This is a genomic window from Flavobacterium sp. YJ01 (assembly GCF_029320955.1).
Taxonomy (GTDB): domain Bacteria; phylum Bacteroidota; class Bacteroidia; order Flavobacteriales; family Flavobacteriaceae; genus Flavobacterium.
This window is the reverse complement of record NZ_CP119757.1, coordinates 4,983,436-4,998,124: the sequence shown is the minus strand read 5'-3', so window position 1 is coordinate 4,998,124 and position 14,689 is coordinate 4,983,436. Positions and strand designations below refer to the sequence as shown.

Genomic DNA, 14,689 nt, shown 5'->3' with positions numbered 1-14,689 from the left:
GTGTGTTGGTACGCTAATGAAGCGGATTCGCTATCGCGAAAACGCTGATTTAAACGGATTTTTTTACTTAATAATCTAAAAAAATCCGTTTTTATCCGCGTCTTTACGAAGTAAATCCGTTTCATCAGCGTTCCATTATATTGTGCATTCAATTGTATAAATTCCCGATCCTAATTCCAAAACTTGTTTTTGAGCTTTTTCATCAAAACCTGCTCTAACCTTTTTACTATCAATTTTTATTTCTGAATTTTTAGTAACTGGTAATTTTATTGTCGCTGTTGTATTTACAGGAATCTGAACCGTCAGAATAAATTTGCCATCTTTCTTTTCCCATGAAGAAGCAATTTTTCCATAAACCGACTGATAATGCGCTTTCGCGAAAGTCATGTCGCCAACCACTTCTGGCTGAATGAAAAAATGTTTGAAACCTGGTTTTTCAGAATCCGATTTGATTCCTGCTAAACTTTGGTAAAACCACTCTTCAATTTGCCCTAACATAAAGTGATTCCATGAATTTCCTTTTCTTGGATCCCATTGTTCGGTTAAAGTGGTTAAGCCAAATTTAATCTGAAAACCATAACCAGGCGCATCGTAATGATTGTGCATTTTGTACATGGTTTCATTTTCACCGTTTTGTGCCAAAGCTTGAAACAAATAACGATTTCCAACATCGCCCGTTGTTAATCGATCTCCTTTTTCTTTGATATCAGCCAAGAGATTTTGCATTACTGCCTCTTTGTACTGCGGTTCTACGATATCCATAAAAACTGGAACTGCATTGCTAAACTGACTATTTGTTCCGTATTGTTTGGTTTCTTCGTTAAAAAATTCTTTGTTAAAAGCCGTTTTAATCTCAGAAGCCAGTGTATTGTATTTCTCGAAATCTTCTGTTTTGCCTAATAATTTTGAAGCTTTCGCTACTAAATAAGCACCATAATAGTAATGAGAAGTAGCAGAAAGTGCAATCGGACTATTTTTAGAATATCCTGCTGGATGCGTTCCATAATCGTACCAATCGCCCAATCCGTGAGAAACGATATGGTTTGTTGCTTTTGTTCCTAAATAATCGACGTAATTTTTCATTACAGGAAAATATTTCTCCAACAATGAAGCGTCGCCATAATATTCATAATACATCCAAGGCAGAATTACGCCTGTAACGCCCCATTCTGGAGAATCGGTAAAATCACCTCCAAAAATTACATATTCAGGAACAATGGTCGGAATTAAGCCATTATCGCGTTGTGAATCAGAAATATTCTGCATTGTTGCAGGAATGAAATTCTGAAGGTTATAATTGAACATTAAACCTGGACCATTCAATTGAATTTCTTCCAACCACCCTAACTTTTCACGTTGCGGACAATCGGTAAAAACACTTTGAAAATTACTTTTTATTGAGTTGTTAATCAGCTCGTGTGTTTTATTGAAAATCTCATTTGAACATGAAAAACTTCCTGCTTCTCCTGCTGAATTGTAAATGAAATTCGATTTTAAATCAACCAAAGTTGGAAGAGCTGCATTTTTATCTTGTTTATAATTTATATTTTCAATTTGAACATATTGATAACCATAGAAACTGAATTTTGGCGTCCATTCTTCAACCCCATCGCCTTTTAAAGTGTAATCGTAATAATAAGGTTTTCCAGATCTTCCCTGCGCAATTGTGCCTTCTTCATTTAATCCTTCAGCAACCCAAACACGAATGGTCTGACCTTTTTTTCCTTTTACTTTAATGGTTGGAAATCCCGAAAGATTCTGTCCCATATCAAAAACATAGAAATTGGGTTTCAGTTCTTTTGCGGTTTTAACTTCATATTGTTTCTGAATCGTAACTGGCGGTGCTGTCTGTGGTCTTAAAACACCTTTTGGCGCTTCCTGAATGACTACTTTTTTCCAATCTCTATCTTTGAAACCTTTTCTGTTCCAACCTCTTTGTTCTAAGTTAGCATTGTAATCTTCTCCTCCAAAAATACTGTTATAGATAATCGGACTTTTACTGTATTTCCAAGATCCATCTGACTTTATAATTTCTTCTGAACCGTCATTATACTTGATTTTCATTTTGAAGAATAAAGTCGGCGGACCAAAACTCACGAAGAATTTCGTATATCTTTCAGCCAATGTATTGTACATTCCGTTGCCTAACGAAACACCAATTACGTTATCGCCTTTTTGAAATTCTTTTGCGCTTAATTCGTAAACATTGTAATTAACCGTTTTGTCGTAATCTGTCCACAAAGGCGCAAATTGGCTGTTACCCACTTTTTTTCCGTTGATTGTCAGTTCATAATGTCCTAAACCTGAAATATAAACTACAGCTTCTTTGATTTCTTTTTTTACTTCGAAAGGTTTACGAAGCATTATACTTCTTCTTGCCAAAGAATCGGAAGCATTGATAAAAGAATTCTTTTTTTCTCTGTTGAAAGTTGCCGTATGATAAGTTCTACCTTCTGGTAAATGGCTGTCAGATTTTGTAATCGCTCCAATCCAAGTAGGATTTAAATCTGATTCTAACGAAGCGGTTCTAAAAGAAGCCGTTTTGCTCCATTTTGAAACTTTTCCTGATTGATTCCAAACTTTTACTTTCCAGAAATATTTGGTTTCATTTTTTAATGGATTTCCGTTGTAAACAATATGGAGATTTTTATCGGTATTCACTCTTCCGCTGTTCCAAATATCCCCATCATCCATTTTTAGTTTTTCTTCCGAAGAAGCCACTAAAATCAAATAAGCGACTTGTGATGCATCAGATTCTTTTGAAACCAACTGCCAGCTTAATCTCGGCTGATTCTGAACTACTGCTAATGGATTTTCGGCCATTTCTGTTGTTAGGCGTACAGGCAGAATTTGTCCATTTGAAATGAACGTGATTAAAAAGCTAAGTCCTAATAATATGTTTTTGAAATTCTTCATTCTAACTTTTAAAATTGAACGCTGATAAAACGGATTTACTTCGTAAAGACGCGGATAAAACGGATTTTTTTATTTACTCTAAAATATAAAATCTGTGTTAATCTGCGTCTTCGCGGTAGCGAATCCGTATCATCTGTGTTCCATAATTTTTACAACTTTTTAGTTATCAATGACTCGATGTTGAATACTGCTTCTGGGATTAATTTTCCGGTTTGAGGCAAATCATCGTAATCGTCTGTATCTGGTTCTGTGTCTGGATTTGGCGTGTGTCTTTGCTCTCCTGTGCGGAACATGATTCGCTCAAAACCGTCTGTTGGTGCATAAAATATCTTTGTTGATTCTTTTCCATCGTTTACTTTTATAGTGTACTGACGGTTTTTAGCATCTAATTTAACTGTGATTGTATATGCTTTGTTTGCTTCGTATTTTGTAACTGAACTCAAACGCGCACCATTTTTTACCTTTAATTCTCCATCTGAATCAAAAATCAATCTTACGGAAGGCAGACCTTGTTTGTTTTGAAATTCAATCTGCAATAAACCATGATTATTTTGCTCTGGTTTAACTGTGAAAACAGCCTCTAATTTTGCTGTAAATGGAATTACTCTTTCGGCGCGTGAATAATCAAAGTAATCCTGATCTCTTAACGTCAGCCATTTTTTACCATCGGCTTTCTTTTCGATTTTTGTTGATGCCCACGAAAGATCGTACGTATTCCATAATTTCAATTCTTCTCCATCAGGAAGTGCATTGAAAACATCATTTGCTTGTTCTTTAACCTCTGAAGTTACAGGAACAGGAATCGATGCCACCCAAATATCTTCTTTATTTACACTATAACCAACCCAAATTTTTCCGTCTGGCGGAGTTCCGTTTTTTTCTGTAATTCCACGAACATATTGAGGACCTGCCGATTTGTAATTTCCGCCGTAACGCATCGGACTTACTTCTCCGTGGACCAACAATAAATCTTTATAATTTAAACCGTCGTCACTTGTTGAAATCGCCAAAGGCCAACGATATTCTGATGGATTATAAAGTGTCGCGTAACGATTATCGGAAGTTTTTTGTCCCCAGATTTTGGCGTTACTGTTTACAAATCCCGGCGCACGCAATGGCATATAATCCCAAGATTTTCCACCATTTCTGCTGATTGAAGTTAAAGCATGTTTCCATAAACCAACGACATTTCCGTTTGGCAAATGGTAATAACTAAATGCTTTATATGGTTTCTGTAACGGAATCAATTCATCGTCACGATCGGCTTCTTCTACCCATTGCTGTAAAACCAAAGGTTCTGATAAGATTTCTTCGCAGGCTTTTTTGAAACCTTTGTCTTTTGATGCGGTATAAAATGGGAATTTAGATTTCGATTTATCCCATGTTTTGTTATATCTAATGAAATAGATTTCGCCAAAACTTCCATCTTTCTTGATTTCACGGATTACACGTCCAATTCCTTTTCCATCATTTGGATCGTCTTTTTCATCCATTGCAATTCCGTAATACGCTAACGCAAAAAGTCGGTTGTCTTTTGAGGTATAAAATCCCATTCTTTGATGCATAATCGCATCCAGATTTTTAGCAACGCCTTCAACGCCTTCTTTTTTCCATCCATCAGGAATTCTATAAATTGGAAAAATCACTTCTGGTTTAGTCCATGTTACACCGTCTTTAGAAGTCATTAATAAAGTCTGGCTTGGCGGAATATGTTCGCCCGAAGGATCACTTAAATAATGCAGATAAAAGGTGTTATTCCAATACGCCATCATCGGCTGGTGGTTGTATGTCCATCCAAAACCATCTGCTTTTTCAGGATGTTCACGGCTTGCACGCATAATTTGTGTTGCGTGAACTCCAACCGCTGGACTTAACATTCCGTGATGATAATCGATGTTTGAAAGTGTTTTGCCAACATAACGCACTGTGTCGTTTTGAGCATTTACAGCGGTACACGCCAATATAATAGTGGCTGTGGTTATGATGTTGGTTTTTATGTTTTGGAAAGTAATCATTGGTATTTTTTTTTTTTGCCACAGATTGGACAGATTAAAAAGATTATTTTTTATCTGCTTGATCTGCGGGAAAAATTTACTCTCGCAGATTTAGCAGATTATGCAGATTTATATTTTTAATTCTCAGATCTTAAAAAAATCCTTTTAATCTTTGCAATTTGTGGCCTTATCCTTTATTTTCTATCAATTAGTCCTTTTAAAACGTCCGCAGAGATTGTTGTAATCGTTCCGTGTTTATGTCCTTCCGGAAGGCTTATTTTGGATGATACATCTTCAAAATGAACAAAATCTGTTGTACTTAATGCTTTATAATTTTTTGAACCATAATTGTCATAATATAGTAGCCAGTTTTTACCGACTTTCACTACTGTTGGACCTTCAGATAAATATTCGGTTAAAGGTTCGGAACTCTTTTCAAACGGCCCTAAAGGCGATTTTCCAAAAGCTACTTTTATGTTTCGCATTGGTCTTGTATTGTCTTTCAAAACCAAAACGTACTCTTTCTTTCCTTTTTTGACAATCACACAATCGATTACACTGAAACCTGGATCGTAATATAATTTTGTATCTGAAAACGTTTTGAAATCTTTTGTCGTTACATAATACATTCTATGGTTGTTTTTCTCTTCTTCCACTCCTTTTGGATATCTAAACGGAATTGTCGATGCCCAAATAATAATGTATTCTTTTTTTACATCATCATAAAAAATTTCCGGAGCCCAAACATTTACGACTTCTGGCTCATTTTTCATCACGGGAATATACTGCTGTTCTGACCAATGAATCAAGTCTTTTGAACTTGCGTAACCAAAACCGTTTCCTCCTTTCCAATCAGTTGTCCAAACCATGTGATAGGTTCCGTCTGCTCCTTTTGTGATTGACGGATCACGCATGATTTTGCTGGCTCCGATTTCGGGTTTTAAAAACGATCCTTCTAATCCTTTCCAGTTGTAACCGTCTTCGCTGTATGCCAAATATAAACCTTCTGTTGCAGGTTCTCTAAACGATGTAAAAAGATATAAATCTTTCTTTTTCTGCGAATAACTAATCGCAAATAGCGAAAGGTTTAGTATGATGAATATTTTTTTCATGATATAAAATTAAACACTGATTTCACGAATTATCACGAATAAAAATTGGTGTAAATTCGTGAAATCAGTGTTATTATAATCTATTCTGTAATTGCTTTTTTATCTAAAGAAGCACCTTTTTTGATTTTCGTTGTTACGTTGTTTAAAACATTATTTTTTAAGAAAATGTTTTTAGTGTCTTTTCCATCGGCCTCGATAAAAATATCGGTTGGATTGAATGGAAAATTATTGTTGATCAGCACATTTGAAACATTATCTAATTTGATAACGGGAACTCCTTTTATGGCTGTTGAAGATCCAACGTTGTCTAAAATTATATTTTTTAAATCTGAAATTTTGAAAGAAGAACCTACAGTTGCATTTACTTTTACATCGTGAAATTCAACGTCTGTGGCTGTACTTACCGTAAAACCTTCTTTTCCGTCCATATTAATATTCGAGAAAGTGATGTTTTGAATTGGCATTTCGGTAATTCCCAGAATCTGTCCGGCTTTGTTTACGTTTGAAGCCGTTATGTTGCTCATGTGAATGTTTCTGAAAATCGGAGTTTTCTCGGTTACAGGTTCAACTGTAGTTCCTTTATCGTAGAAAAGGCTCAAAACGATAGCTTCTTCTTTGATATTTTTCATGACGATATTATCGACACGAATATCTTCTACAACACCGCCTCTTCCACGTGCCGATTTGATACGGATTCCGCGATCTGTTCCGTCAAAAACACAATTGGATATGGTAATTTTTTTGATTCCGCCCGACATTTCGCTACCGATAACCACTCCGCCGTGACCGCTTAACATCGTACAATTTGTGATGGTTACATTTTCTGTTGCTTTTCCGTATTTACGTCCGTCGCCGTCTCTTCCTGATTTAATCGTAATACAATCATCTCCAACGCTGATATGACAGTTTGAAATGTGAACATTGGTGCAAGAAGAAGGATTGATTCCGTCTGTATTTGGCGAATGCGGATTAAAAATTGAAATTCCGTTAACCGTTACATTATCACAGAATTCCGGGTTGATTGTCCAAAAAGGTGAGTTTTTAAAAGTTACACCTTCAATTAAAATATTTTTGCAATTATAAGCCTGAAAGAAAGAAGGTCTGAAAAATTTCTTGTCAACCGTTCTCTTGTAGTAAGGTTCTGTGTAAAGACCTTTATTTTGCTCTTCCCACATGGTTTGGTATTTGGTTGGAGGCAATGGTTCTTTGGCCGTTTCTATTCTATACACTTCATTCCACCAAGCTTTTCCTTGTCCGTCGATTATACCTCTTCCTGTGATTGTGATATTTTCTACATCTTTTGCATAAAACAAAGGTTGGAAACTTTTCATTACAATTCCTTCGTAACGCATTTCTACATAAGGAAGGAAATCATCGAAATTCTCTGAAAATTTCAAAAGTGCTCCTGAATCTAGGTGAATGGTAATGTTGCTTTTTAGTGTTAAAGCTCCTGTTAAGTATTCTCCTGCTGGGAAAAAGATGGTTCCTCCTCCATTTTTAGATGCTTTTTCAATGGCATTCTGAATGGCTTGAGTACATTTTACTCCTTTGTTGTTTCCGCCTTCGTTTAGAATGTTTAACCAGCCGTCGTTTGCGAAAGTGGTGTTTAATCCGAGAATGAAGCAGAGTATTATTAGTGTTTTTTTCATGGATGTGTTCTTTTATTTTGCCACAGATTAAAATGATTAGCACAGATTTTTTACTCTCATTTTTTGTCATTCTGACGAAGGAGAAATCTTCGTTAGTGGCTCCGCATACTTGAGCAACTTTGTAGAGTTTCTTGCGAAGATTTCTCCTTCGTCGAAATGAAAAGCCTGTGCTTACTGTGATTAGACCTAACAGGTTTTGAAAACCTGTTAGGTCTGTTATTACTTAAATAGACTTCAAAATCAAAACCCAGTCATTACCGTCTTCTTTTTTGCCTTCTGGCTGAAAATTTTGAGTTCCTTTATTATCAAATGTTCCAATTTTAGTTTTCTTGCCGTTTCTTGGATTATACCAAGTCGCTTCGAATTTATCGCCAGCAATTTTCCCAAGTTTTACTTCTATTATTCTTCCGTTATAAGTGTATAATAAAGCATATTTTTCTCCTTTTATAGCTGGAATATAGTCGTACTTTTCTCCTTGATTAACTACTAAAGAAACATCTGGAACTCCTTCTAAAAATGGTACTTCCTCCATTAATTTCTTAATATAAACCATTTGTTTTGCTCCAGGCGCATTGATGGCTGATGTCCATAATTCTTTGTTTCCGTACGCTGGTTTATCGCCTTTTCTGAACATTTGCATTACGGCGTTATGTCCGTAAGTGTAACCTGCACCACCTGAAAGTACCGACCAATATCCGTAACGGCGAACATCGCTTGCTGTCCATTTTGGCTGTAGAGTATCATGCAAACCGTGTGGAATTCCTTCGTAAGATGGTTCTCCGTCAAGTGTAGGTTTCGTTGGTTTTAATTCGAAATCTCTAAGCACAAATTTGTAATTGTCTTCTTTGAAATTCGTTTTTGATGAATCCTGATCGTATCTTCTGTGTCCTGATTGAAACATATTGAAATCCAACCATTTTTCATTATGAAAGTTCTCTGAAGAATCAGTTCTTCCAAACGGATGGAAAGTTACTAACTGATTTGGATTGTTGGTTTTTAAAGTATTCCCGATGGCATTCCAAATATCTTGAAATTCGTTTCCGTGTGTGTCTCCACCGTTTAACCAAATTACATTGGTTCTATTTTTATATCGATTAGCTAAGAATTTAGCATATTCAGTTGCCTGTTCTTTACTTACTTTATTTCCTTTTGAAACGTTGGTTCCCCAAACTGGAACCATTGCTACATAAATTCCGTTTTTCTGAGCAACATCTAAAGTGTAATCTACGTGATCCCAATAATCGTATTGCTTTGCATCTTTGAAATCATTTCCTGCCGTAATCAAAGGTTTTGAAACGTCTTCGTTGATCAAAGCTGCATCTCCATAAACGTTAACCGCATTGATATTATGCAAAACCATCACCTGAACTACATTAAATCCTTTGTCTTTTCTGTCTTTAAAATATTTCTCAATTCCTGCTCTCTCCAGTTTTCCGAATGCCAACCAGCCTGTGTCGCCTAGCCAGAAAAATGGTTTTTCGTTTTCGGTAACAAAATAATGCTGATTTTTAGATACTTTGATTTCAGGCAGAGATGCTTTTGTTTTGGCAGATTGCGAAAATCCGCTTTGTGCTGTCAACATAAAGCTTATACAAAGAGCGTATAAAGATTTAATTTTCAGATTCATTTTGGTTTGTTTTTGAATTGTGTTTTATTTTTTTGCCACAGATTTCACTGATTTAATGGATTTTCCAAGCTTTGTCTATAATTTTTTTCACGCAGATTTCGCAGATTTTATTTAATCCTTTTTGATCTGTGTAATCTGTGGCTAACTATTTTTTCACTACTAAAAGCACTTTTTCTTTTATTTCGGCTTGTGGAATTGTGACTTGTTTTCCTCCGCTGATGTTTGCTTTTTGGGTTATATTTCCTGTTGTTGCATTAATTGCAAATACTTCAAATGTTCCTTTTTCGTTTGATAAATCAATTGTAATATCTTGGTCATTTTTCAAGTAAAAAAGATAACTTTTTCCTTTGTTTTCCAGTTTCCAAAGATTATCTGAAAACGTATTTCCGTCAACTAATTTCATTTCGCTTAAAGCGGCATAAAACTGAGGCAATTCGATTTTCGGAATGTTTGGCAATGAAGCTCCTCCCATTAAAGCCGGCCATCCGAATCTTGAAGAACCATCTGTTGAATACAAAATGACTTTTTCAGGATATTTTACTCGGTATTCACGAACGGCACGATAAACCTGATTGTCGGTTTCTTTTCCGGTTTTTAGTTTTCTGGCATGTTGTCTTGGTGCTAAATTTACACCTCCTTGTGGAGCGTAAGCCGATCCGTCTTCTTTGTAATACCAATAACGAATGTCGATTACATCAACGGTTTTATTTCTTTTAGCATCATTTAAAATAGCATCCTGAACGTCTTTTGTAGCACTTAAACCAATTAATCCTTTTTTGCCAGTTTCATCTTTCCATTTTTGAGCTTGGTCTAACCAGAATTCCATAAAATGTAACGGACCTGTATACTCGGCACTTGTCAATTGAATTACGTTGCTGTTTTCCTGAAAATTTTCAAATGATTTTCTGATGAAACCTTCGTGTAATTTTCTTCTTTGAGCATTCGTAATATCGTAAAACTGCTCCGCCATAAAAATACGTTTGTCTCCTGCGTACGGCGGTGGCTCAGGAAATCCTGTACTGTTGATATTATTTGCTGAACGCCAAGGTGAACTTGCCCAGTGCGCTCCAGCTTCTAAAATATTATGCTGAAAATATTGTTGATTGATTAACATTTGTCCGTTTGGTTCTGCCAGCGTTGCAAACTGCGCTAAACGACTCCAGTACCAATCGTTGAATTTCGTCAAATCGTATTTACTTAAATGATCCCAAGCTAGATCTTGTCCGCTTCTTGCGAAAGGTTGTTCGTAAAACGGAGGCCAAACATCGTCATCAAATCGGCGTACGCGTTCGTGATCGTCCATTCTTCTTTCGTACCATAAACCGTAATGATGCTCTAAGGCAACGATATTATTTTTAGTCAAATAATCAACCGTTTCCTGCACTTGATCTGTCAAACCATTTCCTGTTCTTCCTGGAACAAAACGCGTGATGTGAGGTAATGATTTGTTTACAAAATCATCTGTTAAATTTCCTCTCCACCAATCAACGTTCGTTTGTTTTCCTGCAATTACTTTTCCTTCAAAGGTTAACCAGCCGTTTTCTACTGTTACTTTAGAAGTTGATTTTTCTGTTTTATTTGATGCAACTTTTAAATCGTTTGCATTTTTTAAACCTTTACTGTCAATGTTAATCGGATTTGCTTTTGAAGCTTCTACAATCAATTCTTGTAAACTTTTTGCGGTTGTAGCAGAGTTTTTAGTCAATTCTGCAGCAACTTCTACACTCGGACTTGAAGAAGCTTCTGAACCTAAATCATAGATAAAAGGTTGAACTGGAAGTTTTCCTAATCTGGCTTCTAGTTGTGTGTAGAATAAACTTCTTGGACTGATATGTTCGTTTACGTTTTTCCAATGTCCGTTTCCTCCAAATTGTCCCCAAACTCCAAAAGCCCAGTTTTGTGCTGTTGGCGGACTATAACATTCTACTTTGGATGCCGATGATTCCCAGATTACAGAATTCGCAGCTGTCCATCCTGCTCCTCTTCCTCCTTGTTCTCTGTTGTTATAACTTAATGCTTTTCCGTCGATATTAGCAATGTCAAATAGAACTCCCGTTGCCCAGCTTCCGATTGCACCGCTGTTTTCGAATGGCAAATGTGATTCGCATTGTACGAACGCATTTGGTCCAGTTGTTCCAAATCCGCCTACAGCGAAATCATGATATCCAAATTCTGAATAACATCGTTGGAACAAAGTCTGCTGACCTTCGGTATAAAAAGTATGTCTTCTGAATGAAGCGATTTCTGAAATTGGTTCTGTAGCAATACAATCTTCAACCGTAATTTGCTGACTTGTTTTTAAAATCGTAACCGCTCCTCCTGCAAAGTGTTTAAAATTAACTTGTTTTACCCAAGCATTTCTGGTATTTTCAATGCTGATAGCCTGCCAGCGGTGTTCTTCGTCTTTTAAGTTTGAAGGATTATAAGTTGATTTTATTAAGATATTCTCAATTCCGTTATTTTCAATTCTTCCCTGCCAAGAATAAACAGTTACTTTTGAAGTTCCGAAAACATCATCTAAAGACATCGTAATTGGAGCATTTACAGTTACTTCGTTTCCATTAATCTTAGTTACAACACGATTCCAAGTTGTGATCCAATCGCCTTTTTTCCAGCCAATCCAAGAAGTTTCTCCACCGAAATCCTGCATGTTTACTTCTTTAATGAAATTATCCGTTAAAGGTTTGCTGATTTCAATTTCGTCTCCAACTTTTAATTTTGAAGTATTTTTTAATTGGATTTTCTGTGTTCCAAGTGGTGTATAAGCGTTAGCGAATTCAAATGAATCTTTATAAACTTTATCGTTTACGCCTAAAATTCTAATTAAAGCTTCTCTTTCTAAACCTGTTCCTAAAAGTATGGTTCCGTTTTCGGTATTGCCGCTTCCTCTTAGAACTACTCCCGATTTTCTAATGTATAAAGTTCCGCTGATTTTGAAAGTTCCTTTATCTAAAAGAACAGCTCCGCGAAATCCTGATTTATTTGGTTTTAATGCACTTACATAATCAATTGCATTTTGGATTTTCTGCGTTGCATCTTCTTCTTGTATAGAAACAAAAATTTTGTGGTCCAGATTCGGAATGGCAACTTCAGAGTTTCGATATCCTGCAAAAGAAAAATCTGGAATTTGATTTCCTTGATTATCGGTTGTGAAAGAAAGTTTTCCTTCTTTGTTTTTTATGATATCTGGAAAATTGTTTTGGGCTGTGATGTTTATACTGAAAAGCATCGCCAAACCAGATAAAACTATTTTATCTTTTTGAAGAGAGATTGTATTTTTTAGCTGGATAAAATTCACCTTATTTTTTTTTAGACTTTAAAATTAAACCATATAAGTAATATAAGCTCATATAATTTTTAGGTTTGTCTTTATATTTTAAATTTCCACAATCTTGTCATTTCGACGAAGGAGAAATCTTCGCTGCTAGATCGACAAAGATTGATATACTTTACGGAGTTTCTTGTGGAGATTTCTCCTTCGTCGAAATGACAAACTTTGTGTATACTTACTTAACTATAAAAATTTCATTGCCATTTTCTTCGCCTATTTGCTATCGCTCGCGTCTCGTTCCTCGAAGTGACAAACTAGATGGATATTCTTTGTGTACTTAAACCTGACAAGTTTTAAAAAACCTGTCAGGTTTGCGTTGACAATACTAAACTATTGCAACAATGATTTCAGCTTCGCCAAGGTATCCGTATTATTTTCAATTTTTGTCCAATCTGTTTTACTGTTTGGATCGATACCATTAAAATACTTTTCGATGTTCGTATATCCGTCTCCGTTTGCGTCTTTATTGGCATCTGAAGCATCATTTGGGTTTAAACCAAATTTCTTTTCCCAAGCGTCAGGAATTCCATCGTTATCTGAATCTTTATATGCTTTTCCTTTGTAAGTCGGATATCCGCCAACTTGGTCAGGATGCGTTATAATTCCTTTTTTATAAGAATCGGCTGGTAATCTTCTTTTGATGAATTCTTTACCGATTGAATTTTCTAAACCGTCTTTAACTTCTATTTTTCCAGTTTTAACCTGCTTGATAATTCTTTCGTCAACAGCATCTCTTTTTGGGATTGTCGCTCCGACATTCGTTAAAACAAAATCATAAGCTTCTTCTGCCGACATGATGTTGAATTTTGGCATTGAAAAAGGTTTTGGCTGTTTAATAGCTGCTAAAAATTCTTTTGTTTCAGCTTCTGGAAGGTTTTCCAATTGTACTCCACCATTCCAGTTGTCTGCTGTAACTTCAGGTGAACCTACTATAAAATTTCCTGAAACATAAGCTCTTCCGTATTGTTTTGGCTCAATATATCCAGATTCAGGTTTTACAATTCTATGTGAAATAGGCTCATTTACAGGAGTTATTGGCCCTGGTTTAAAATAATTGTTGATGATGTTCAACATCGAACGATAATCTCCACCATCAAGCGTACGATTCCACCAATTAAATACTACGTTATTTACAAAATTAAAGTCACCGTACATTCCGATAGAAGCATTTCTTGAAATGTTGTCGGCCCATAAGTTGCGCATAAACGTACTATTTAACCCGCCGATTGTACTTCCGAAAGCATGATTATAAGTATCTAAGCCTTCAGATGAAATAGTGTTTTGAATCGTGATATTACAAGCTGGCAGTTTTTCCAACTTTGATTTTGCATTAGCTGCAAATTGATGTCTGTACAAAGAAATGTTTTCGTCTAATCCCCAGCTAACAGAACAGTGATCTACAATGATATTTCCCATTGGATTTCCGCCCAATGCATCGTCTCTTCTTGTTACTTCAGTTGCACCACGTCTGAAACGCATGTGTCTGATGATAACGTCATGTGTATCTATTTCCAGAGTTTCTCCAGCAATACAGATTCCGTCACCCGGAGCGGTTTGTCCAGCAATTGTAACGTATGGCGCACGCATGCTGATTCTTTTTTTCAATTGAATAATTCCCGAAACGTTGAAAACAATTGTTCTTGCTCCAACTGCTTCACAAGCTTCACGGAAAGTTCCTTTTCCGCTATCTTCTAAACTAGTTACAACAAATATTTTTCCGCCACGTCCGCCTTGTGTATATGCGCCACCGCCTTCAGCACCTGGAAAAGCAGGAATATCAGCAAAAACAAAATCTTTTGGATAAGAAGCCCAAGGCAAATAAGGTCTTCCCTCTCTAGCTTGTTCTTTGATAATATGATAATTAGCTTTCCAAATTTCACCTAGTCTAGTTTCTTCTTCAGCTAAAATAGCATCGGCTTTTTCTTGAACAGGTTTCGGAATTACAGGATATTGGGCATACGCAGATGAGAAAAGAGAACAAAATGAAAATGCTAATAATGTTCTTTTCAAAGTAAGATTAGGAAAAATATTTTGCATGGAATTGATGGTCTAAGGTTTAA

The 14,689-nt window shown here is 36.0% G+C and carries 7 protein-coding genes; all 7 read right to left on the bottom strand.

Annotated features, from left to right (window positions below):
* Positions 1 to 135 precede the first annotated feature (135 nt).
* Entirely contained in the window at positions 136 to 2,916 is a 2,781-nt protein-coding gene (locus tag P0R33_RS21535) for a glycoside hydrolase family 78 protein (RefSeq protein WP_276173218.1), read from the bottom strand.
* 149 nt (positions 2,917 to 3,065) lie between these two features.
* Complete coding sequence (locus P0R33_RS21530) at positions 3,066 to 4,931, bottom strand: six-hairpin glycosidase (RefSeq protein ID WP_276173217.1); 1,866 nt, start codon at positions 4,929 to 4,931, stop codon at positions 3,066 to 3,068.
* A gap of 173 nt (positions 4,932 to 5,104) precedes the next feature.
* Entirely contained in the window at positions 5,105 to 6,022 is a 918-nt protein-coding gene (locus P0R33_RS21525) for a glycoside hydrolase family 43 protein (RefSeq protein WP_276173216.1), read from the bottom strand.
* An 80-nt stretch (positions 6,023 to 6,102) separates the two neighbouring features.
* Positions 6,103 to 7,671 (bottom strand): glycoside hydrolase family 28 protein, encoded by a 1,569-nt coding sequence (locus P0R33_RS21520; protein ID WP_276173215.1) that lies wholly within the window; start codon positions 7,669 to 7,671, stop codon positions 6,103 to 6,105.
* Positions 7,672 to 7,894: 223 nt separating this feature from the next.
* Positions 7,895 to 9,298, bottom strand: a complete 1,404-nt coding sequence (locus tag P0R33_RS21515; protein WP_276173214.1) for a glycoside hydrolase family 140 protein — start codon at positions 9,296 to 9,298, stop codon at positions 7,895 to 7,897.
* 145 nt (positions 9,299 to 9,443) lie between these two features.
* Positions 9,444 to 12,596, bottom strand: a complete 3,153-nt coding sequence (locus P0R33_RS21510; RefSeq protein ID WP_276173213.1) for a DUF6298 domain-containing protein — start codon at positions 12,594 to 12,596, stop codon at positions 9,444 to 9,446.
* A gap of 363 nt (positions 12,597 to 12,959) precedes the next feature.
* Complete coding sequence (locus P0R33_RS21505) at positions 12,960 to 14,666, bottom strand: polysaccharide lyase (protein WP_276173212.1); 1,707 nt, start codon at positions 14,664 to 14,666, stop codon at positions 12,960 to 12,962.
* Positions 14,667 to 14,689 lie beyond the last annotated feature (23 nt).

Bases quoted from the DNA above. Each gene is read 5' to 3' on its own strand.
- P0R33_RS21535 (WP_276173218.1), bottom strand. From the start codon at position 2,916: ATGAAGAATTTCAAAAACATATTATTAGGACTTAGCTTTTTAATCACG.
- P0R33_RS21530 (WP_276173217.1), bottom strand. From the start codon at position 4,931: ATGATTACTTTCCAAAACATAAAAACCAACATCATAACCACAGCCACT.
- P0R33_RS21525 (WP_276173216.1), bottom strand. From the start codon at position 6,022: ATGAAAAAAATATTCATCATACTAAACCTTTCGCTATTTGCGATTAGT.
- P0R33_RS21520 (WP_276173215.1), bottom strand. From the start codon at position 7,671: ATGAAAAAAACACTAATAATACTCTGCTTCATTCTCGGATTAAACACC.
- P0R33_RS21515 (WP_276173214.1), bottom strand. From the start codon at position 9,298: ATGAATCTGAAAATTAAATCTTTATACGCTCTTTGTATAAGCTTTATG.
- P0R33_RS21505 (WP_276173212.1), bottom strand. From the start codon at position 14,666: ATGCAAAATATTTTTCCTAATCTTACTTTGAAAAGAACATTATTAGCA.